At 68.9% G+C, this 21,189-nt stretch carries 20 protein-coding genes and 3 pseudogenes; 12 read left to right on the top strand and 11 right to left on the bottom strand.

Annotated features, from left to right (window positions below; genetic code table 11):
• Window positions 1-33: 33 nt before the first annotated feature.
• The 3 genes from OHA64_RS40380 to OHA64_RS40370 form a co-directional block, all read right to left on the bottom strand.
• On the bottom strand, window positions 34-786 hold the full coding sequence (locus OHA64_RS40380; protein ID WP_405622010.1) for a dienelactone hydrolase family protein: 753 nt from the start codon (window positions 784-786) through the stop codon (window positions 34-36).
• A 327-nt stretch (window positions 787-1,113) separates the two neighbouring features.
• Window positions 1,114-2,343 carry an alpha-hydroxy acid oxidase gene (locus OHA64_RS40375; protein ID WP_405622008.1) on the bottom strand — a complete coding sequence of 410 codons (1,230 nt, stop codon included), beginning with the start codon at window positions 2,341-2,343 and terminating at the stop codon, window positions 1,114-1,116.
• Between the two features lie 103 nt (window positions 2,344-2,446).
• Window positions 2,447-2,857 carry a heme-binding protein gene (locus OHA64_RS40370; protein ID WP_405622006.1) on the bottom strand — a complete coding sequence of 137 codons (411 nt, stop codon included), beginning with the start codon at window positions 2,855-2,857 and terminating at the stop codon, window positions 2,447-2,449.
• A gap of 996 nt (window positions 2,858-3,853) precedes the next feature.
• On the opposite strand from OHA64_RS40370, the gene OHA64_RS40365 reads away from it, so the two are divergent.
• From OHA64_RS40365 to OHA64_RS40345, 5 genes are all read left to right on the top strand, one after another.
• Window positions 3,854-4,048 (top strand): ferredoxin, encoded by a 195-nt coding sequence (locus OHA64_RS40365; RefSeq protein WP_405622004.1) that lies wholly within the window; start codon window positions 3,854-3,856, stop codon window positions 4,046-4,048.
• Window positions 4,045-5,211: an NAD(P)/FAD-dependent oxidoreductase gene (locus OHA64_RS40360; RefSeq protein WP_405622002.1), complete on the top strand. Its 1,167-nt coding sequence runs from the start codon at window positions 4,045-4,047 to the stop codon at window positions 5,209-5,211. Before OHA64_RS40365 ends, OHA64_RS40360 begins: the two co-directional genes overlap by 4 nt.
• Window positions 5,212-5,632: 421 nt before the next feature.
• Complete coding sequence (locus OHA64_RS40355; protein WP_405622000.1) at window positions 5,633-6,391, top strand: IclR family transcriptional regulator; 759 nt, start codon at window positions 5,633-5,635, stop codon at window positions 6,389-6,391.
• Window positions 6,392-6,506: 115 nt separating this feature from the next.
• Window positions 6,507-7,379 carry an oxidoreductase gene (locus OHA64_RS40350; RefSeq protein ID WP_405621998.1) on the top strand — a complete coding sequence of 291 codons (873 nt, stop codon included), beginning with the start codon at window positions 6,507-6,509 and terminating at the stop codon, window positions 7,377-7,379.
• Window positions 7,380-7,707: 328 nt separating this feature from the next.
• Window positions 7,708-9,312 (top strand): MDR family MFS transporter, encoded by a 1,605-nt coding sequence (locus OHA64_RS40345; RefSeq protein ID WP_405621996.1) that lies wholly within the window; start codon window positions 7,708-7,710, stop codon window positions 9,310-9,312.
• Window positions 9,313-9,533: 221 nt separating this feature from the next.
• Here the strand turns inward: OHA64_RS40345 and OHA64_RS40340 are convergent, their stop codons facing one another.
• Window positions 9,534-9,668: a hypothetical protein gene (locus tag OHA64_RS40340; protein ID WP_405621994.1), complete on the bottom strand. Its 135-nt coding sequence runs from the start codon at window positions 9,666-9,668 to the stop codon at window positions 9,534-9,536.
• A gap of 4 nt (window positions 9,669-9,672) precedes the next feature.
• Between OHA64_RS40340 and OHA64_RS40335 the strand changes: the two genes are divergently transcribed.
• Entirely contained in the window at window positions 9,673-9,906 is a 234-nt protein-coding gene (locus OHA64_RS40335; protein ID WP_405621992.1) for a hypothetical protein, read from the top strand.
• 208 nt (window positions 9,907-10,114) lie between these two features.
• Here the strand turns inward: OHA64_RS40335 and OHA64_RS40330 are convergent, their stop codons facing one another.
• From OHA64_RS40330 to OHA64_RS40315, 4 genes are all read right to left on the bottom strand, one after another.
• Window positions 10,115-10,861, bottom strand: coding sequence for an SDR family NAD(P)-dependent oxidoreductase (locus OHA64_RS40330; protein ID WP_405621990.1), 747 nt, complete (start codon window positions 10,859-10,861; stop codon window positions 10,115-10,117).
• A 562-nt stretch (window positions 10,862-11,423) separates the two neighbouring features.
• Window positions 11,424-12,149, bottom strand: a complete 726-nt coding sequence (locus OHA64_RS40325; protein WP_405621988.1) for a TetR/AcrR family transcriptional regulator — start codon at window positions 12,147-12,149, stop codon at window positions 11,424-11,426.
• 358 nt (window positions 12,150-12,507) lie between these two features.
• The gene (locus OHA64_RS40320) at window positions 12,508-12,831 is read right to left on the bottom strand and encodes a hypothetical protein (protein WP_405621986.1); all 324 of its coding nucleotides are present in this window, start codon (window positions 12,829-12,831) and stop codon (window positions 12,508-12,510) included.
• Between the two features lie 101 nt (window positions 12,832-12,932).
• On the bottom strand, window positions 12,933-13,244 hold the full coding sequence (locus tag OHA64_RS40315) for a 3'-5' exonuclease (protein ID WP_405621984.1): 312 nt from the start codon (window positions 13,242-13,244) through the stop codon (window positions 12,933-12,935).
• A gap of 82 nt (window positions 13,245-13,326) precedes the next feature.
• Here OHA64_RS40315 and OHA64_RS40310 point away from each other — a divergent pair.
• Window positions 13,327-14,326, top strand: a pseudogene (locus tag OHA64_RS40310) (integrase core domain-containing protein).
• Here OHA64_RS40310 and OHA64_RS40305 read toward each other — a convergent pair.
• Window positions 14,253-14,564 (bottom strand): annotated as a pseudogene (locus OHA64_RS40305) (hypothetical protein); the annotation flags it as partial. The pseudogenes OHA64_RS40310 and OHA64_RS40305 overlap by 74 nt on opposite strands.
• A gap of 249 nt (window positions 14,565-14,813) precedes the next feature.
• Between OHA64_RS40305 and OHA64_RS40300 the strand changes: the two are divergent.
• From OHA64_RS40300 to OHA64_RS40290, 3 genes and pseudogenes are all read left to right on the top strand, one after another.
• Window positions 14,814-15,365, top strand: coding sequence for a Uma2 family endonuclease (locus tag OHA64_RS40300; RefSeq protein WP_405621982.1), 552 nt, complete (start codon window positions 14,814-14,816; stop codon window positions 15,363-15,365).
• 163 nt (window positions 15,366-15,528) lie between these two features.
• Window positions 15,529-15,845 (top strand): annotated as a pseudogene (locus OHA64_RS40295) (IS5/IS1182 family transposase); the annotation flags it as partial.
• A 414-nt stretch (window positions 15,846-16,259) separates the two neighbouring features.
• Complete coding sequence (locus OHA64_RS40290; RefSeq protein WP_405621980.1) at window positions 16,260-17,327, top strand: ATP-dependent DNA ligase; 1,068 nt, start codon at window positions 16,260-16,262, stop codon at window positions 17,325-17,327.
• A gap of 5 nt (window positions 17,328-17,332) precedes the next feature.
• Here the strand turns inward: OHA64_RS40290 and OHA64_RS40285 are convergent, their stop codons facing one another.
• The gene (locus OHA64_RS40285; protein ID WP_405621978.1) at window positions 17,333-18,523 is read right to left on the bottom strand and encodes a zinc-dependent alcohol dehydrogenase; all 1,191 of its coding nucleotides are present in this window, start codon (window positions 18,521-18,523) and stop codon (window positions 17,333-17,335) included.
• 197 nt (window positions 18,524-18,720) lie between these two features.
• Between OHA64_RS40285 and OHA64_RS40280 the strand changes: the two genes are divergently transcribed.
• The gene (locus tag OHA64_RS40280) at window positions 18,721-19,710 is read left to right on the top strand and encodes a DUF3048 domain-containing protein (protein ID WP_405624315.1); all 990 of its coding nucleotides are present in this window, start codon (window positions 18,721-18,723) and stop codon (window positions 19,708-19,710) included.
• Window positions 19,711-19,725: 15 nt separating this feature from the next.
• Here the strand turns inward: OHA64_RS40280 and OHA64_RS40275 are convergent, their stop codons facing one another.
• The gene (locus OHA64_RS40275; protein ID WP_405621976.1) at window positions 19,726-20,190 is read right to left on the bottom strand and encodes a MarR family winged helix-turn-helix transcriptional regulator; all 465 of its coding nucleotides are present in this window, start codon (window positions 20,188-20,190) and stop codon (window positions 19,726-19,728) included.
• Window positions 20,191-20,412: 222 nt separating this feature from the next.
• On the opposite strand from OHA64_RS40275, the gene pcaH reads away from it, so the two are divergent.
• Window positions 20,413-21,186, top strand: a complete 774-nt coding sequence (gene pcaH / locus OHA64_RS40270; RefSeq protein ID WP_405621974.1) for a protocatechuate 3,4-dioxygenase subunit beta — start codon at window positions 20,413-20,415, stop codon at window positions 21,184-21,186.
• Window positions 21,187-21,189: the final 3 nt, after the last annotated feature.

Raw genomic sequence — 21,189 nt, 5'->3', positions numbered from 1 at the left:
GGGGCTCGGTCATCGGCGCGGGAAGGGGACCGCTCAGACCAGGGTGGTGGCGCGGATGAACGCGATGACCTGGGGCCAGGACAGGTCGGTGGCCGCCTTGTTGACCGGGTTGCCGTGCAGTGCGCGGGCGGTGAAGCCGTGCCCGGCCCCGGGGTATACATGGGCGATGCTCGGCCCGGTGGTCCGCGAGTTCAGGGCGTCCTGCAGCCGGTGAAAGCTCTCCACCGGCACCACCTCGTCCGCGCCTGGATAGAGCATCATGGCAGGCCCGGCGATCCGGGCGGTGAACTCGGTGGCATCCAGGGTGTGGTTCGGTGCCGGGGAGCCCGGCACGGTGGGGTGATAGGCGACGACATTCGCCAGCCGGCTGTCCCTTCCACCGAACAGCAGCGCGAACCGGCCGCCGATACACCAGCCGATCACACCGACCTGTCGGCAACCCAGCTCGTCAAACATGTGGTCGAGCAGCTTGCCCATTTCGGTCAGGCTGGACTCGTCATCCAGCTCCGACGCCCACTGAAACTGGGTCTCCATCTGTGCCGGGTCATCGCTGCCGGGCCGACCGCGCCAGATGTCCCAGGACAACGCGGTGACGCCGGCGGCGGCCAGGCCGTCGGCGAACTCGCGCAGCTGCGGCGAGATCCCGGTGATCGACGGCAGCAGCAACATACCGCCTGTGGATGCCTCCGGCGGGCGGGACAGATACGCGTTCATCCCGGCCACGGTGACGTTCTCACCGTCAGACGGGACGCCGTCGGCGCTGGGGGCACTGATCTCGTTGGCCATACTCTCACTACTCTCTACCGAGCTTGACGAAAAATGTTCAGTCAGTGGGTCGCACTCAGGACTCGAATGAGGCCGTCCTGTCTGCCGCGCAGGCGGCCGGCCCGGCCTCCGCAGACGGTCGCCCGGTCCACGAGGGCGTCAGGGCCGGGCGGCGACGCGGCGGACCGACCGGGCGGATGAACCACTCGGTCGCGCCGGCCGGCGCAGGGGTGGCCTGTCGGACCGGACGAGGGGGCGCGCGGTCGCAACGTGGGCCGTACCCGTCGGAGAGGCCGCAAAAGCGGCTCGGTCGGCGCCTCCAAGGGCCTGGCGCGCTCGCGCGCGTGTTCAGGGGAAGCGGATCGAGACGTGTTCCGGCCGTAGTTCGGTGACGCTGTTGACCCCGAGCAATGCCATGGTCTGGACGACCTCACTCGACAGGATCTCCACGGCCCGAGCGACCCCGCGCTGACCGCCGGCCATCAGGCCGTAGAGGAAGGCCCGACCCACCAGCGCGGCGTCGGCGCCCAGCGCCAGGGCGGCCACGATGTCAGCACCGGTCGTCATACCGCTGTCGACCAGGATTTCGGCCCGCCCGCCCAACCGCTCGCGCACTGCCGGGACCAACTCGACGGGTACAGGAGCGCGGTCCAGCTGCCGCCCGCCATGGCTGGAGAGCACGACGCCGTCCGCGCCGGCGTCCACCACCCGCTGGGCATCGGACACCGACTGGATGCCCTTGACCACGAGGCTACCCTGCCAGTGGCCGCGGAGCCATTCGAGGTCGGCCACCGTGATGGCGGGATCGAAGACACGGTCGATCTGGTCGGCGACCGTGCCCTCGGAGGCAGCCACGTTGGCGAAGGTGAGTGGCTCGGTGGTCAGCAGGTCGAACCAGTAGCGGGGATGAAGGGCTCCGTTGACGAAGGTGCGCAACGTGAGCTGCTGCGGCACGGTGAGCCCGTTGTGCACGTCACGCAGCCGAGTCCCGGCGACCGGGGTGTCCACGGTGAGGATCAACGTGTCGAACCCAGCCGCGGCCGCACGGTCGACCAGTTCCTTGACCCGGCTCCGATCACGCCACAGAAACAGCTGGAACCACTTCCGCGCCTGAGGGCCGGCCGCCGCGGTGTCCTCGATCGAGGTGCTGCCCATCATGGAGAGGGCGTAGGGAATCCCGGCCCGCTCGGCGACGGCGACGACGGCTCGTTCCCCTCCGGTGTGCATCATGCGCGTCAGGCCGGTGGGAGCGAACACGAACGGCTGAGCAGACGACTTGCCGAGGATCATCGTCTCCGCGCTTACGTGGGAGACGTCCCGGAGCGCCGAAGGATGGAACTCCAGGCGCCGGAACGTCTCACGTGCCCGACGCAGCGCGAGTTCGCCCACGCCGGCCCCTCCGTCGGCGAAATCGAAGACCGCCCTGGGCGCCCGTCGTCGCGCGAGAGCACGGAGGTCGGCGACGGACGCCGCTCGCGCCAACCCCCGCTCCGTGCCGTTGAGCCGGATCGGAGCGGGGCGCAACAGCTCACGAAGCTCGGCTGGGCGTGGCAGCCGACGGTGCACCTTGGCGGTCAACGCGATTCATCCCTTCCGTCACCAGGTCCAGGGCACATCACGTGCGATGCCCCGGCCCACGACGACGTCCTCGATTACCCTCTGCTCCGCAGTCGCTCATCCCTCAAGCCAGCAGGTCAGCAATGCTCTTCAGCCCCTCACTCACGATGCGGGCGTCGACTTCCCCATGGGCTCCGCCCACCCCGATGCCGCCGATGACTTCGCCGTCGTCCGTGACGATCGGGTATCCCCCCGGCACCGGGTGCAGCTGGCTGTCCACCAGATGGGGCGGGCACGCCTGCAGTATCGGCTCCGCGGCGAACTTGGCGAAGTCGGCAGTCGATACGCCCATCACCGCGGCCGTGTATGCCTTGAGCCGAGAGGTCTCGACCGCGATCGGTCCGGCGCCGTCGTCAGCGAGTATGACCTTCGTGATACCGCTCCGGTTGGTCACAGAGACGCTGACTCGCGCTGACTCGGCACGCGCCGCGGCAAGGACCGCATCCGCGGCCCGGCGTGCGATCTCGTAGCTCAACGGTTCCCTCATATCGTTCCCTTTCCAGGCGGGTCACCGGATTCACGTCCGGTTCGTTCACTGAAGAGTCGTCAGGCGGCACATATCTCGGCACCGACGGTGATGGTGGGGTTGCCTTCGGGCTGCCGCAGCCCGGCCGGTACCCGAGTGGCAGCACATGCCGAGCCGCTTCAGCACCGACCAGTACGCAGTTGTGTTCCCTCATGGTGAGGTTCCGCGGTCGTCCCGCTCTGACAGAGGACGGGACACCGAAAGATCGGCGCCGTCGGGCGGGGCCCGATCGCCCGCCCTGCTTCCGCGTCGCAAACAACGTAACACCGCGACTCGCCTCGTTGAGCAGCTCTGACAAAATTTTGTCAGAACGCTACGGTTACTGCCGGTGGCCCGCGAGCGCCGGCCGAAGGGCGGCGCCGTCAGTCACCAACCGTCATCTCGGCCCAGCGGGCGCGCCCCGCGGCTGACGACCGACAGGGCCGTGACGACCTCGCCGTCGGCGCATGGGCCGAGTTCACGCGGCCAAGGCGGCTCCGGGCGCGGCAGCCATGCCTCTCGATCCGCAGCGGAACACGTGGGCGGACCGAACCGAGGCGGACAGCCAGTTGGGCTTGGTGCCTGCGCACCGCCGATGCGTGAAATCACTCTGACAAACTTTTGTCGAAGGTATTAATCAGAGCGACATCTGGGTGCTACGTTGCGGTTTCAGCAGAGGTCGGGGGGCCTCACAGGCGGAAATCCACGATGTCGCCCGACGAAAGGCAACGTCATGCGGGCTTCCCTGAATTAGGGACGCCGCCCTCATCCCCAGTCCGATCGAGCGGTCCTTCGCCCCACTCCCACGCGGCGGGCCCTTGCGTGTCCGACATCCACCGGACCACGTCGGCAGCTCGCACTGCGGGCGGCGTCGCCCCCCATGAGGCCGGCAGGCCTCGAACCAGCCCGGCGGTGCGACCGCCACCGCCTCGCTTCCCGTCACCGTAGGCATGGAAGGACCGTGAGATGACCCGGATCGTGGTCGACTTCGAGCGCTGCGAGGGCCACGGACTGTGCGAACAGACCGCGCCCGAGGTGTTCCGGCTCGACGACGAGGGTGAGTTGCACCTGACGCGTGACGAGGTGGACGCGGAGCACGAGAGTGCCGTCGCGGCTGCCGTTCGGGTGTGTCCCGTCGCAGCACTGAAGGTGCAGCCGTGAAACGGATCGTCGTGGTCGGTGGGTCCATCGCCGCGGTCACTGCGGCGCAGAGCCTGCGTACCGAGGGCTACGACGGCCAGGTGACCGTGCTCTCCGAGGAGCCTCATCCGCCCTACTCGCGCGTTCCCCTCTCAAAAGGCGTGCTGGCAGGCCGTCAGCCCGTGGATTCGGCGATGCTGCCGCTCCCGAGCGAGAGCATCGAGTTCCGTACCGGAGCACGGGCCGTGCGGCTCGATACGCACCGCCGTCTGGTGACAACGGCCGACGGCACCGACCTACCGTACGACGGGCTGGTGATCGCCACCGGTGCCCGGGCACGCCGACTCACCGGCGACAGCGACCTGGTGGTGCGCACCCTGGACGACGCCTCGACCCTGGCCGCCCGGCTGGCCTCGGCCCACAGCGTGATCGTGCTGGGCGGTGGCTTCCTCGGCATGGAGGTCGCCGGGACCTGCCGTGCCCTCGGCCTGGAAGTCACCGTCGTCGACTTCGTACCGCCGCTGTTCAGGCTGCTCGGGCGGTGGTTGGCCGATCTCGCCGTCGCGGCCGCCCGTGACCACGGCATACGGATCCGGGTCGCACCGGACGGCGTCGAAGTGCTCGACGAACACCGTGTGCGCTGCGGAGAGTCGGTCCTGACGGCCGACGTGATCGTCTGCGCTGCCGGTGATGTGCCCAACACCGACTGGCTGGACGACTCCGGCCTGGCCCTGGACGCCGGCGGCGGCCTCGTCGCCGACGCGTGCTGCCGCGTCGCCCCCAGTATCGTCGCCGCCGGAGACGTCGTATCTCGCCAGGGACGCCGGACTCCCCACTGGACCAACGCCGTTGAGCAAGGCCGTATGGCCGCGACAAGCCTGCTGCACGGCGAGTCGGCGCGTCCGTACCGGCCGGACCCCTACTTCTGGACCGAGCAGTCCGGACTCGATATCAAGATCAACGGCGAACTCCCCCTCACCGGAACCCCCGAAGTCCTCGCCGGATCGGTGGACGACCGCAGTGCGCTGCTGAGATGGCGCCATGACGGGGGTACGGCAACCGCCGTGGCCGTCAATCATCGACTCCCCGTCATCAAACTCAAGCGCCTCGGAGCTGGAGCCCCTGCCCCTGCCCCTGCCCCTGCCCCTGCCCCTGCCCCTGCCCGGACGACAACCCATAAGTGAGGACGTGACCATGGCTCTCCCGCACCTCGCCCCTATGATCCGCTCGACCCCGCCCACCACGCCGATCCCGCGGCCCGGCTCGCCGACGCCCGCGACCGCTGCCCGGTGTCCCAGCCGCGTCCCGGCGTGCACTTTCTCACCCGCTACGACTAGGTACTGCTCTGAGACTCACCGCGGCACTTCGGTGATCGCGCCTCGGATCTGCTCCTGACGGACTAGGCCGGCTCCTACTTCCGACGGATGCCCGCGCGGTGCCGATCGACGTCCAGTACGCCGAGCCCGACACCGAGGTCACCGACGGCTGGGGCAACCTCGGTGATCCCGGGAACGTATCCGCGCCATCGTCGCGCCCGTGTTTTCCAAGGCCGATCACCGGCGCCGGGGGCTTGGATCGACAATCTGAGAGGGCGTCAGCAGAATCATGCCAATCGCAAACGAACCGGGCCGCAGTAGCACGAGCCGCGTCTTCGCGATTCTGCACGCCTGCCGGCGCAGCCCTACCCCCCTGACCCTCACGGAACTCGCGCGCCGGTCGGGGATCCCGGCGGCGACCGCCTTCCGGCTGACACGCGAGCTGATAGCCGAGGGCGCCCTGGAGCGCAACGACGACGGTAGCCTCCAAATCGGGATCGGGCTGTGGGAACTCGGCTGCGCCGCACCGCGACAGCGTGGCCTGCGCTACGCGGCCCGCCCGGTCATGCAGTCGCTCGCGGGCCATACCCGCGCGGTGGTCCAGCTGGCCGTCGCCGGCCATCACGAGGCCGTGTGCGTCGAGAAGATCATCGGTTCGCGGGCGGTCGTGAATGTGGCGGAGGTGGCCGGCGGCCTCCCCCTTCATGCCACCGGCGTGGGTAAGGTGATCCTGGCCTACTGCGAAGATCCGGGCGTACGCGCCGTCCTGGAGGCCGCGTCGCTTCGCCGGTACACCGCCCGGACGATCGCCGGTCCCGGTCGGCTGGCGGCCGAGGTGGCCGGGGTGCGGGCCGCGCAGGTCGGATACTCGCGGGGTGAGCTGACGGTCGGAACGACATCGGTGGCCGCGCCTGTCTTTGACTGCGAGGGCCGGTTCGTCGCGGCGCTCGGCCTACTGGCACCGGAAGCGGAACAAGTGGACCGGCTGGCACCCGAGGTGCACAGGGCCGCAGAGGCCATCTCGCGGCGCCTTCCCGCCAACGCCTGACCTTTCTCGCCCTCTGGGATTTCGATGACCGAAAGATTCGCTGGCGGCATTCGGCGAGCCCTGTCAAAAATGGCCGAGTGACAAGGAATGTGCCCATCGCCCCGGCATTGGCCCTATGAAAAGTACCTGGACCATCAGCCAGATGCCCGACCTGACCGGCCGCACCGCAGTCGTCACCGGTGCGAACAGCGGTCTGGGCGTCGCCACAGCCCAGGTGCTGGGCAAGGCGGGCGCGCACGTGGTACTCGCCGTGCGCGACCTCGACAAGGGCAGGCAGGCCGCGGCCACGGTTCCTGGCAGCCCTGAGGTCCGCCACCTCGACCTCGCCGACCTTTCGTCGGTGCGTCAGTTCGCCGCGTCCTGGGACGGCGATCTGGACCTGCTGATCAACAACGCGGGCGTGATGATGGCGCCCGAGGGGCGCACCAAGGACGGCTTCGAGACGCATTTCGGCACCAACCACCTCGGCCACTTCGCGCTCACCAATCTGTTGCTCCCCCACATCACCGACCGCGTCGTGACGGTCTCCGCCGCTGCGCACCGGTGGGTGAGCGGAATCAACTTCGACAACCTGTACCTCAGCGGCGCGTACAACCCCCGGCGGGCATACGCCCAGTCCAAACTGGCGAACCTGCTCTTCACACTGGAGTTGCAGCGACGGCTCAGCGAGATCGACTCACCTGTGCGTGCTCTCTCCGCGCATCCCGGACTCGCGGCGACAGAACTGCTACGCGCCCCGAAACCGGTGCTGCGCATATTCATACGGATGGTGGCGCAGGATGCCGAGGCCGGTGCCCTGCCGACGCTCTTCGCCGCGACCCAGGATCTTCCCGGCGCGAGTTACGTCGGGCCGGACGGCATCTCTGGGATGCGCGGCGGCCCGACCCTGGTCAGCCCGACCGCGGCCGCGAGTGACCCGGCGGCGGCGAAGCGCCTCTGGACCCTGTCCGAAGAACTCACCGACACCTGCTTCGCCGTGAGTTCGTAGCTTCAACCCACTGACGTACAAAAGCGATTGCTGTTCGGTGAGCAGGACGAGTCGTTCGCAGCAACTGCCGGCATGTCGCGGCCGAGGGGCCGGGCAGCTCCGGGGTGGTACTTGCACCGAAGGGTGAGGTCGCGCTCAGGCCGGCTGTCCCGGTCTGCAGGCCGGGACAGCCGAACCGCGGCTCGGGCAGCAGCGGCCGGAGGACGACGTGCCGACCCTGTTCGCCGCCTTGCCCCTCACCCGATCATGCGTGTGTCGTTCCGGCCGTCACGAGGCCATGGCCGTCACGCGCTCCCTCCCCCTCACTCATTCACCTCTGGAGCCCTTCGTGAGTGACTCGACCCCGGCCGTGGAGGCGGACAACTCCTCCGGCACGCCTGAACGCTTCGGCCTCATATTCTCCGCCCTCATGGCCGCGATGCTGCTCGGGTCCCTGGACCAGACGATCGTCAGCACCGCGCTGCCGACCATCGTCGGCGAGCTGCACGGCGTGAACCACATGGCGTGGGTGACCACCGCGTACATCCTGGCGGCCACCGTCGCCATGCCCGTCTACGGCCGACTCGGCGACCTGCTCGGCCACAAGGCGCTGTTCCTCAGCGGTATCTCCCTCTTCCTCGCCGGCTCCCTGGTCGCGGGCGCGGCGCAGGACATGACCATGCTGATCATCGGCCGCGCCGTACAGGGTCTGGGCGGCGGCGGACTGATGATCACCTCGCAGGCGGTCATCGCCGACCTCGTACCACCGCGGCAGCGCGCGAAATACATGGCCCCGATCGGTGCCGTCTTCGGCCTCTCCTCCGTCGTCGGACCGCTGCTCGGAGGCTGGTTCACCGACGGCGTCGGCTGGCGGTGGTGCTTCTGGATCAACCTGCCGGTCGGCGCCGTGGCCCTCGCCGTCGGCGCGTTCGCCCTGCGCCTGCCACGCCGGGCCGTCGAGGTCGCCTTCGACTACATCGGCTTCGCCCTCATGGCCGCCGCAGTGACCTGCACGGTACTCGTGACCACCTGGGGCGGGACGGAGTACGCCTGGTCCGACCCGCTCATCATCGGCATGGCCATCGGCGGCCTGCTGACCTGGGTCCTGTTCTTCCTCTCCCAGCGCCGTGCCGCGGAGCCGATCATCCCGCTCTGGCTGTTCGGCAGCCGGATCTTCAACATCGCCACCCTCATCGGGCTCCTGGTCGTCGGCATCGGCATGTTCGCCATCCTCGGCTACCTGCCCACATACCTGCAGATGGTCTACGGCGTCAGCGCGACCGAGTCCGGGCTGCTGCTCATCCCGATGGTCGTCGGCATGCTGGCCGCCGCGGTCCCGTCCGGACGGCTGATGAGCAGTACGGGGCGCTACAAGGTCTTCCCGATCGTCGGCACGGTTCTTGTGTGCGTCGCCGCGCTGCTGATGTCGACCCTGGACACCGGGACTGCACTCGTCATGGTCTGCCTGTACGTGTTCCTGCTGGGCGCCGGCCTCGGCCTGACCATGCAGCCCCTGACTCTGGCCGTGCAGAACGACTTCCCCGCCTCCGCCGTGGGCACCGCGACCTCCGCCAACAACTTCTTCCGTGAGATCGGCTCCACCCTCGGCACCGCGTCCGTCGGCTCACTGTTCGCCCACCGCCTCACCAACCAGCTCGGCGACCGCCTCCCCACCGACGCCACCGCGACCGTGGGCGACACCCACTCGCTCACCCCGGCCCTGGTCCACTCGCTCCCGGGCAAGATCGAGGACGCGGTCGTCCTGGCCTACCAGCACGCCCTGACACCGGTATTCCGCTACCTGGTCCCAGTGTTCGCCCTCGGCCTGGTGCTCGCCTTCATCCTCCCGGAGAAGAAGCTCACCGACGACAAGGACCCTGGCGGGACGCCGGCCGCCCAGCCCGGTGACACCGGACCGGAAAGGGCTGAGGTACCGGCCCCGACAGGGCACTGATCCGCAGGCGTCAGCCAGAGAACGGCCCCGGGAGGGGCGGCTGTCGAAGCCCCCCGGCAGAAGGTGGTGAGAGCGGGTCCACCAGGCCCGCCCTCACCACCTTGCGGGGCGGGCCGATTCCTTCACCTGAGTGGGGCTGCCACGAGGCCGTTGACCTCCTCGACGAAGGCCACACACAGACCCACCAACGCCCTTGCGATCCCTGCTCGGTCAGTACTCCGTCACCGACGAAGCGAGATCCTCGCCTTCCAGCCGGCCGAGGTGCCTCCACCGTCGAGCCAGCGGAAGCCGGACGGCTCGAAGCCACGGCCGCCGGACCGGATGCCGTGCGCCGTCTGCTGCACCCGCGATCGCATCGTCGTGCGTTCCCCAGTAGGACGCATCGACGGTGTGGATGCCTTCCGCCAGCACACGGCCCGCGTGGGACGGATCACCGGGAGCGAGGCATTCGACGTCACTGTGCGGCGATGCGACGCAATGACGGTCGTCGGCTGTCTGCGGGAGATGCACATCGTCTGCGTCCCCGACGTCACGCCGTTCGTCGTTCAGGCGGCGATCACGCGGGTTGGATGCCGGACGGAGACGGCCGGCTGACTGCCCACATGCAGCCGACGCGCCGTCAGCCGCCCGGATGGCTGTCGTCCGGCGCCCGGCCGCCGCCCTCAGGACGGATCATCCGCCACCTGGACCCGTCCGCGAGGGCTTGGCGGCGAGCAGTTGGCGGACCGACCGTCCGCGACGTCGCGGCAGACGGTGGTCCCAGAACTTGGCTTGCAGACGGGCACCATCCGAGAGCGTGCCGTCAACGGCGCGTGAGTCCTCCGTCGACGGCCAGGATCTGGCCGGTGATGAACGCGGCTTCGTCGGTGGCGAGGAAGGCCACCGTGTTGGCGACGTCCGCAGGGGTCTGTCGCCGCTTCAGGTTCTGCATCTGTACGGTCATGTCGAAGAAGTCCTCGCCGGCGCTCTGCAGTGCCTTGGCGGTCGGGACCAGACTGGGGGCGACCGCGTTGACCGTGACATCGTGTTTCGCCAGGTTCGCCGCCAGCACGTAGGTGAGCCCGTTGAGGGCGCCCTTCGAAGAGACGTACGCGACGAACGGCGGCGGGCTCACCCAGTAACTCCCGGACGTTATGTTGATCACCCGGCCGGCGTGGGACTGCCTGAGGTCCCCGAGGAAAGCCTTGACCATCAGGAAGGCTCCGTTCACGTTGACCGCGAAGGTCTGGCTCCACTGCTCGAACGTCACGTCGTCGATGTCGCCGAAGGGCACGATGCCCGCGTTGTTCACGACGATGTCGACCCGGCCCAGCGCATACCGGACCTCCGCGGCGAAGGCATTCACCTGCGCCTCGTCGGAGACGTCGACCTTCGTGCTGAAGAACCGGCGGCCGTTGCCCTCTACAAGCCCCTGAGTATCGTTCGCTGCATCCACATCGGCGACCGCTATGTCGGCACCCTCGGACGACAGCGTCCGGGCGATCTCCTGACCGATCCCGGCACTACCACCGCTCACCACGGCAGTTCTTCCCACCAGACGTCCCGCCATGACACAACTCCTTTTCCGCGGGCCGGAGATGCCCGTGAGCGTTGCCCGCTCAGCATCCCCGACCCTTCGACCGGTGCTCCTGCGCCGGGCCCCGGCTTCAGTTTCGGGAGAGACCGAGCGCCGCCCACATGGCGAACGGCGCAGCTGCCCCCGCGGCCGGGTCGCGGCGCAGTCCCTTGACCGGCCATAGTGCATGTCTCCCACTCGCGGTGATACGGCACATTCCGTTCAACGAAAAGCGTTCCGGCACGCCCCGTTCAGCCGGCGTGGCGTGGACGGAGGCGGTGGTCGCCTGCCGCGGCCCTGGACATCGGCTGGTCGGCCTCGCACTGGGCAGGCCGGCCGAGTTCCCGGCCTGCACCACGGGTGCGCACATCGAAGTCCGAACACGGCACGTTCGCCACCCTGTGAACGGGGTCCCCGCGTTACCGCCCAGCAGATACAGCCGCCGGACCGGATGCTGTGGGCCGCCTGCTGCACCCGAAACACGCCGTCGTGCACGCAGGGGTGGGGCACATGGACAGGTGGAAGCCCAGCCGACCCATGTACAGCCGGGGCTCCGTCAGCTGCCGGGCCGATCCCTGTCCTGCGCCTCATCGATGCCCCGAGGGGGATCATCCGACCCGGTCCCGCTTCCCGGGGCTTCGGCGAGCGCGTAGATCACCCGCGCCAGCTGCTCGGCGTAGCGGTCGAGGAACTCGGGGGAGGCCGGATCGGTGCCGGTGACGGTGGCGGCGAGCTGCGGCAACACTTCCGGCGCTATCGCCGCGGCGAAGAACGCGAGTGTCAACGCGCCGACATCGAGATCGGCGCGGATCTCGCCCCTGTCCTGCCTTTTCCGGGTTTCGGCGACGACGTCGAGCAGACGGTTCGCCCATGCCTCGGGAGGAGGGGGTTTGCCGTCGAGTTCAGCGCGGACCAGCGTGCGGATGATCGGCACCTTGTCGTCGTGTTCCCAGCGCACGTAGTCCCGGACGATCTCGGCGAACGGCTCCGCGCCGCCCATCATGGTCGCGCCCTTGGTGATCCAGCGCTCGGTGAGGGCATCGTAGAGGCCCTTCTTGCTGCCGAAGTGATAGGTGATCAGCGAATGGTTCACTCCGGCCGCGGCGGCGATCCGCTCGACACGTGCCCCCTTGAAGCCGTGTTTGCCGAACTCCTCGTTCGCCGCGTCCATGATGCTCTGGCGGGTGCGTTCCGGATCGTGCCGTCGGCGAGGATCAGCCGAGCGCCGATGGCGCTTCCGCTGCCCTTCGGAGTCAGGGGTGTGCTCGTCCTTGTCGATCACCTTCTGAATATAGCCCTCCGTCCTGCTCCGCCTGCCCCGAGCAGGACAACAGGCGCGGACAGCGGAGCTCCCGGTGCCGCGACTCGGGGACGCAGCAGTCGATGATGACGTCGGACCCGGCGATCCAAGCCAAGCAGCCGCGCATCTGCCTGACCTAAGCCCTTTGCCGTCGGGACAGGAACACGCCACGGTGGTCGACGGGCCCGTCGCTCTCCAACGGAGAGCGGCCTGTGGGGACTCTGCGCATGTGTCTGGCCTCCACCGTGTCGGTCTGGTGGGGTCCGCAAGGGCCGCCGGACCCAGAGGATGCGCTGCGATGTCCGATGTCCGATGTCCGATGTCCGATGTCCGATGTCGGTCAGGATGCCAGCACGGCCGGAGCCAGGCGTTCGTAATGGTCCGTCACGGCCCCCAGGTAGGCGGCCGGTGCCGAGATCACGACGTGGTCGGCGCCGGCGTCGAGATACTCGCTGACGCGCTTGGCGATCACGGTGTCGTCACCGTGGACGACCAGAGCGTCGAGCACCCGGTCGTCAAGGCTGGTGACCTCCTCCTCAATGAAGCCCAGCTGCCCGAGAGTGCGCACATACTGTCCTTCGGCGCGTTCGACGATCGCGCGCGCGATCACGCGGGCGGTGTCCCGCGCGCGGTGCCGATCGACGTCGGGCACGGCCGCCAGCATCTGGACCAGCAGCTTGTGCGGAGCAGCTGTGTGGTTCGGCTCCTCCGGGCCGTCGACAGCAGATGGATGACTCTCGATCCATGCGAGCCCCCGAGGTCCAGTTAATGCTGGGCACGAGTGACGGCGACGTAGGCGAGGCGTGCGTCCGAATCGCTCACCGCTTCTGGGATCGGGCGGCCGCTTGCGTCCTGCTGGTCACTGTCGGGCGGCGGGGGAAAGTCGTCGGCGATTCTGACTTCGGGCCACTCCCGGCCCTTTGCCTTGTGCGCTGTGGAGACCGTCACCTCGGCCTTGTTCTCGTCGGTCAGCGCGTCGACGGCGGCGATGACAGCTTCGGGACCATGAGTGTCGACGAGTTCAACGGACGGCTGGAGGTCTCGGCTGGCGGGATCGTGCTCCGCGTAGTCCTGCAACTCTGCCCCTGCCGAGAACCTCATCCGCCCTGGTGGGAGGCGGTGTGGAGGCGTGCCGGGAACTGCGGGAACATGAACGACCGTGCTGCTGCGACTGGCCTATCTGGGTGTGACGAACGTTTTCGCCCTGCTGCGCCTACTGCCGATGAGCGACCATGGCAAGGACGCCGAGATCCTCGCTCTTCGCCATCAGATCGGGGGACTGGAGCGCCAACTCGACGGCCGGAGAGTGCGGTTCACCCCGGGCGATCGCGCGTTCCTGGCAGCATTGCTGCGCCGGTTGCCGACGGAGGTGCTGCGCCAGGTGCGGCTGCTGGTGCGCCCCGATACGGTGCTGCGCTCGCCTGGCGAGGGAGAATCCCGGATGGGGACATCGGCGCATCCACGGCGAGTTGCTCGCCCGGGGCGTGCAGGTGGCCGCCTCCACCGTGTGGGAGATCCTGAAGGATGCCGGGACCGGCCCGGCACCCGAACGCGCCGTAACGACCTGGGCCGGCTTCCTGCGCTCCCAGGCCGATGCCCTGCCGGCCTGCGACTTCCTCGAGACCATCACCCTGTCCGGGACGCGGCTGTACGTGTTCGCCGTGCTCGAGCGCGCCAGCCGGCGCATCCGCATCCTGGGCGCCACCGCCTACCCGACCGCCTCCTGGGTGACACAGGCCGCGAAGAACCTCGTCATGGACCTCGAGGACACCGGCTGCCGGGCACGGTTCCTCATCCGGGACCGCGACGGCAAGTACCCCGCCCTGTTCGACACCGTCCTCAAGGACGCGGGGATCGACGTCGTGCTGACCGGCGTCCGGATACCGCGCATGAACGCGCTCACGGAACGCTGGGTACAGACCTGCCGACGCGAACTGCTGGACCGCACCCTGATCTGGAACCAGCACCATCTGCTCCACGCCCTGCGCGAGTTCGAGCAGCACTACAACTCCCACCGGCCCCACCAGGGCATCGCCAACGCCCGATCACTGCACCCCCTGCCTCCGCCGATCAGCGCCCCGGACGCTATCGCCCACCTCGACATACGACGACGCGACCGCCTCGGCGGCACCCTCCACGGGTACCAGCATGCGGCCTGACCTGCACGGACGAGATCCTCGGCAAGGACAGGGTCGGACGACGAGCGCGGTGAACAGGCGGCAGCTTCTCGTTGCAGGACAACGGGATCAGGTCGTCCGGCGTGGGTCGGTGTGCGTGTTCGTCGGCGCGGACGACGGCGAGGAAGGCGTGGGCCGGCATCGCGCGGACCCACGCGGGGTAGCGGCGGACCTGGTGCTCATCCAGTTCGGCCAGCCTTGGTGACGACTCATGCCGCCAGATGCCGTTGTTCCTGATCAGACCGTATGCGTCGTACCAGACGCCGGTATCTCGCACTGCACCGTCGAAAGGCGTCCGGCCACGCCGTGGCCACCCCGGATGGCGCTCGTCGTCCCTGACGTCACCCAACGCCACCTGCTGGGTCCGAACACTTACGGGCGCCCCTGTGGTGCGTCGCACGCCACGGAAGTCCACCCGTGGGGCGGCTCTGTCCCCGGTATCATGACGACACACGGGAAGGAGCCCTCCATGAGCGTGGACTCGATCATGCACACCGAGTTCCCCAAGGGGTACACGGTCCTGTTCGGGGCCGACGGAAAGGTGATCATGACCCCGCAGAGCGAAGAGCACTCCAGCACCATCAGGTCGATGCAGATCGACTCTCTCGCTCTCGGCCGTCACGCGAAGGTCACCTCCGACGTCTACATCGACTTCCCCGCCGACGAGAACTCCGCTCCCGACCTCGCCATCCTGCGCGAGGACGCGCGCAAGGAGGGCAAGCGCTACAGCTTCGAGGACGTCCTGCTGATCTCCGAGGTCGTTTCGACCCCCTCCGCACGCAAGGACTACGACGACTGCACCGCCAAGTACGGCCGCTACGGGATCCCGATCTACCTGATCGTGGACCCCTACGCACAGGAAGTCGTCCTGCACACCCAGCCCACCGGATCCGGCTACATCGCGGCACACACCCACGCATACGGCACCGGCAAACTCCCCATCCCCCTCGCCGACGGCCGCACCTTCACCCTCGACCTCGACGAGCTCCCCCGACCCGAGCCGGAGACCGACGCCCACTGAGAGGATGCGGCCCGAGGCAGGAACGAGGTCGTCCAGGAATCCTGACCCTGACCGCTTGCTGCTGCCCAAGCCCGGCACGGCGGAGGGAGTCGGCGTTCGGCCCATGCCCGCTGACTACCGCAAGATCCTGGCGATCGTGCGGGCCGCCGTCGGCCCGGCCCGGCTCGCCGACCTGATACGCGGCCACCGCAAGAAGATCGGCTCGCGGTGGCGGGCCCTGCCCGCAGGGAAGATCGCCGCCATCGTGCTGGCGCTGCTGCGCTGTGACCAGCGGCCGGGCGACCTGGCCGGCGGCAACGGGATACACCGCACCACCGTGACCCGGTGGGTCAGAGAGGTCGTGGGCCTGTTAGCCGCCCGCGCCTGGAGCGGGCCCTGAAGAAGATCGCCCGGAAGGGTGGCGGGGTGGTCTTGCTGGACGGCACGCTGATCCGCACCCGGCGGCGCACCGGGACACAGAACCGGAAGAACTACTCGGGCTGCGAGGATGATGGCGTGTCGTTTCGGCCGTGGCCTGACTCGTACTCCGGCTGGTTGCTTGTGCCTTGTGTTTGAGCTGTCGGCCCGGCCGGAGCGACGCGTACGGCCACCGGGCCGGCGGAGCGTGTCCCGATAGGGCCTTGGCCTAGAAGGCACCGTCACAGTCCTGACCGCAATCCACGGTCGAGAGTGGGCAGGGTGACGGTACGGTTCGTCACAGGTCTGACTCCTGGTCAGTTCAGGTGTGCGGACTCAGGCCGTGGCCGGTGTTTGCGTCACCGAGCCGGGGCCATTCCGTCTCACACACGTCTCACAGACGTGATGCCGCGAGAGAGACGGACGGCGACTGACCGGGGATTTCATGGACTACGTAGACGAGTCGAAAGCGCCGTATACGCCGCTTATGCTCGGAGCATGGACCTGCCGGTGATGCCACCCGTGAAGCCAATGCTCGCCAAGTCGGTGGCGAGTATCCCGCCGGGCATGCAGTACGAGGCGAAGTGGGACGGGTTCCGGGCGATCGTGTTCCGCGACGGGACCGAGGTCGAACTGGGCAGCCGTACCGGAAAGCCGCTGACCAGGTACTTTCCCGAGCTGGTGGAGGCGCTCAAGGAGCGGTTGCCCGAGCGCTGCGTCCTGGACGGGGAGATCGTCATCGCGCGGGAGGGGCATCTGGACTTCGACGCGCTGACCGAGCGGATCCACCCGGCGGACTCCCGGGTGCGGATGCTGGCGGAGCGGACACCGTCGTCGTTCGTCGCCTTCGACCTGCTGGCGCTGGCGGACGAGTCGCTGCTGGACGTACCCCTGAGCGACCGCCGGGGACTGCTGGTCTCAGCCCTTTCCGGGGTTGCGCCGCCCGTGCACGTGGCGCCGTCGACGACCGACATCGAGGTGGCCCGGCAGTGGTTCGAGGAGTACGAGGGCGCCGGTCTGGACGGGGTCATCGCCAAGCCGCTGTCCGTGCGCTACCTCCAGGACGCGCGCGCCATGTTCAAGGTCAAGCACGAACGGACGGCGGACGTGGTCGTCGCCGGCTACCGCCTACACAAGAGCGGCCCGGTCGTCGGTTCGCTGCTGCTCGGTCTGTACGACGAGCGGGGCGCCCTCCAGCACGTGGGCGTGTCCGCCGCCTTCACGATGAAGCGGCGCGCCGAGCTGATCGAGGAACTGGAGCCCCTGCGCCTGGACGATGCGGCGGGGCACCCCTGGGCGGCCTGGTCCGAGGAGGCGGCGCACGAGAGCGCGCGGCTGCCCGGCGCGCCCAGCCGCTGGTCCGGGAAGAAGGACCTGTCCTGGGTGGCGCTGCGGCCGGACCGGGTCGCCGAGGTGGCGTACGACCACATGGAGAACGGCGCGCGCTTCCGGCACACGGCCCGTTTCCGCCGCTGGCGCCCCGACCGGACGCCTGAGAGCTGCACGTACGCGCAGTTGGAGGAGCCGGTGCGCTATGACCTGACCGAGATCCTCGGCGGTCCCTGAGAAGCTCAGGGCGTCATCAGCACCTTGACCGCGCCGTCCTCCTTGCGCTGGAACATCTCGTACGCGTGCGGGGCCTGAGTCAACGGCAGCCTGTGGGTGGCGAAGTCGTCGACGCCGAGCGGGTCCTCGTCGGTGAGGTACGGGATGATCTCGTCGCTCCAGCGGCGGACGTTGGCCTGGCCCATCCGGAGCTGGATCTGCTTGTCGAACACGGTGAGCAGCGGCAGCGGGTCGGCCATGCCGCCGTAGACGCCGGACAGCGAGATCGTGCCGCCCCGGCGCACCAGCTCGATGGCGGTGTGCAGGGCGCCGAGCCGGTCGATGCTGAAGCGTTCCGCGAACGGCCCGCTGATCCTGCGCGGCAGCAGGGCCGCGGCCTGCTGGGCGAGCTTGGCCGCCGCGTTGCCGTGCGCCTCGGTGCCGACGGCGTCGATCACCGCGTCCGGTCCGCGTCCGTCCGTCTCGTCGCGGATCGCCTGGACCAGTTCCTTCTCACTGTCGAAGCTCCTGATGTCGTACGTCTCCACGCCCCGCTCCCGTGCCCGGCGCAGCCGCTCGTCCACCAGGTCCACACCGAACACCCGTCCGGCGCCGCGCACCTGGGCGACGCGGCAGGCCATGTCGCCGATCGGCCCGAGACCGAGTACGGCGACGCTGCCGCCCTGCGGTACGTCGGCATAGGCGACCGCCTGCCAGGCGGTGGGCAGTACGTCGGAGAGATAGACGAACCGGTCGTCGGCCGGACCCTCCGGCACCTTGATCGGGCCGAACTGCGCCTGCGGCACCCGCAGGTACTCAGCCTGCGCACCCGGCACGGCGCCGTACAGGCGGGTGTAGCCGAACAGGGCGGCCCCCATGCCCTCGCTGGCGACCTGGGTGGTCTCGCACTGGGTGGGCAGGCCGGTGATGCACATCCAGCAGTTGCCGCACGCTATCTGGAACGGGACGACCACCCGGTCGCCGGCCGCGAGGTCCGGAACCCCGGCGCCGACCGCCTCGACGATGCCGATGGGCTCGTGACCAAGGATGTCGCCGGGTGTCATGAAGGGGGTAAGCACCTCGTAGAGGTGCAGGTCGGAGCCGCACAGCCCGCTGGTGGTGACGCGGATGACGGCGTCCGTCGGCTCCTCGATCTTCGGATCGGGCACGTTCTCCACCCGTACGTCCCGTTTGCCCTGCCAGGTCACTGCCTTCATCACCACTCCCTGAGTCACGTGGACGTGTCCGGGTCCTCGGTCTGCGGTGCGGCCCGGGTACCCGAGTCCCTCACCACGAACCGTCAGGCCTGGGCCGATCGGCCCATTGGACGCGCGCCATCAGAATCGGGCGGGTATGGGCACAATGAACGTATAAGCGCACAAGAAATGACACGAGACGGGTGGCCACGGTGAGTATGGGGCAGAAGGCACACACGCGCCGCACCGCCATGGCAGCGGCGCTGCTGGCCGCCACGGTGACGGCCTCGCTGGCGGCGGGCTGCACAGGGGGGCGCGACTCCGTCGACGACAACCGCGGCAAGCCGCCGCCCCGGCAGAGCCAGAGCCCCAGCCCGGCCGAGAGCGGGCGAGGCGGCGACTCCCCCCTGGCCGTGAAGATCGACAACGCGGCGGCGGCCAGACCGCAGACCGGCCTGAACTCCGCTGACATCGTGTACGCCGAGCAGGTCGAGGGCGGCCTGAGCCGGCTGATGGCGGTGTACGCGACGAAGCTGCCGAAGGCCACAGGACCCGTGCGCAGCGCACGCGAGTCGGACCTGGAGCTGCTGCGCCAGTTCGAGCGACCGACGCTCGCCTTCTCCGGGGCGCAGAGCAGGCTGATGCCGCTGATCAACAAGGCCCCGCTGGACGGTCAGACGCCCGGGAAGGTGGTCGGCGCCTACTACCGCGGCACCGACAAGCCGGCCCCGCACAACCTCTACCTTCGTCCGAACAAGCTGCTCTCCTCCGCACCGGGCGCCGACGCGCTGACGACCGGCTTCCACTACGGCGCCGCACCCGGGGGCGGACAGCCCGAGAAGTCGCGGACCGTGCGCTACCCCGCGGCCCGCTTCACCTTCACCTGGTCCGCAGACCAGGCCCGCTGGCTGGTCTCGATGGACGGCAAACCGGCCAGGACGACCGACGGGAAGCGCATGGCGCCGGCCACGGTCGTCGTGCAGCACGTGAAGGTACGCGGGTCCGCCTTCCACGACTTCCTCGGCAACAACACGCCGTACACCGAGACCGTCGGCTCGGGGAAGGCGGAGGTGCTGCGCGACGGACAGGCCTACGACGTGAACTGGAAGCGCGCCTCGGCCGCTGACGGAACGGACTTCACGACGGCGGACGGCAAGCCGGTGAACTTCGCCCAGGGTCAGGTGTGGGTGGTGTTCACCAAGGCCTGAGCCGCCCGCGAGACCTCAGGGCCGGGCGGCGAGGGGTTCCGTGGGGTTGCGGAGCCCCTCAGCCGCGTCCGAGACCCGCCGGATGAGGTCGAAGAAGACGGTCTGCTCCTCGGCCGAGAGCGGGGCCAGGAACACCTGGTTCATGCGGGCCGTGCGCAGGGTGAGCTTGCTGTGGGTGCGCAGCCCGTCGTCGGTCGGGCGCAGCAGGAAGCGCCGGCCGTCCCGCGCGTCACGTGCCTTGTCGAGCAGTCCGCGCCGGCCCAGGCGGCTGATCACCTCGGCGATGGTGGAGCGGTCGAGGCCGACCCGCTCCCCCACCGTGCGCTGGTCGAGGCCGGGCTCTGCCACCAGCGCGTTCAGGACCGCGAACTGCGGAGAGGTGATCTCCTCGGAGACCATCGTGTTCCACAACAGGTAGTGCGCCTGCTGAAGCCGCCGGGCCAGGTGCCCGGGGTGGGTGGAGAGGTCCACCGCGCCCATGTGCGCTCCCGAGGTCGTATTCGTTGGTGACCAATTCGTTGGTGTACTGAACAATACCGGGCAGCGACTCTGCTGTCTGCAATGCTCGGCGGCTACTACACATGAGCAGAGCTGGTACTTCTGCTGGGTATTGACGTCGCGTCCCTCCGGTGGCAGCGTGAAGTAAATAATCAGTGCCCTGACTAAATGCTCGACGAGACCGCCCGACCCCCAGGAAGCCCCATGCCTCTGACCCAACACGACATCGACCTGGAGATCGCGGCCGAGCACGCCGCGTACGAGAAGCGGATCGCCGAGGGCGCCCCCGTCGAGCACCAGCCGCGGCGCGACTACGCCCCCTACCGCTCCTCGGTGCTGCGGCACCCGAAGCAGCCGCCGATCGCAATCGACGTCAGCAAGGACCCGGAGCTGGTGGAGCTGTCCTCCCCCGCCTTCGGGGAGCGGGACGTCACCGAGATCGACAACGACCTCACCCGGCAGCACAACGGCGAGCCGATCGGCGAGCGCATCACCGTCTCCGGCCGGCTGCTGGACCGCGGCGGGCGCCCGATCCGGGGCCAACTGGTCGAGATCTGGCAGGCGAACTCGGCCGGCCGTTACGCACACCAGCGCGAGCAGCACGACGCCCCGCTGGACCCCAACTTCACCGGCGTCGGCCGCACGCTCACCGACGACAGCGGCTTCTACCGGTTCACCACCGTGCAGCCGGGCCCGTACCCGTGGCGCCAGCACGTCAACGCCTGGCGGCCGGCCCACATCCACTTCTCACTGTTCGGTTCGGCGTTCACCCAGCGGCTCGTGACGCAGATGTACTTCCCGAGCGACCCGCTGTTCCCGTACGACCCGATCATCCAGTCGGTGACGGACGACACCGCCCGGCAGCGGCTGGTCGCGACGTACGACCACAGCCTGTCGGTGCCGGAGTTCTCGATGGGCTACCACTGGGACATCGTGCTCGACGGCCCGAACGCCACCTGGATCGAAGAAGGACGCTGACCT

Origin of the sequence: Streptomyces sp. NBC_00076, from assembly GCF_045041235.1 — a bacterium.
Lineage (GTDB): Bacteria > Actinomycetota > Actinomycetes > Streptomycetales > Streptomycetaceae > Streptomyces.
Note: the sequence above shows the minus strand (reverse complement) of the source record. Positions and strands in the feature narration are given on the sequence as shown.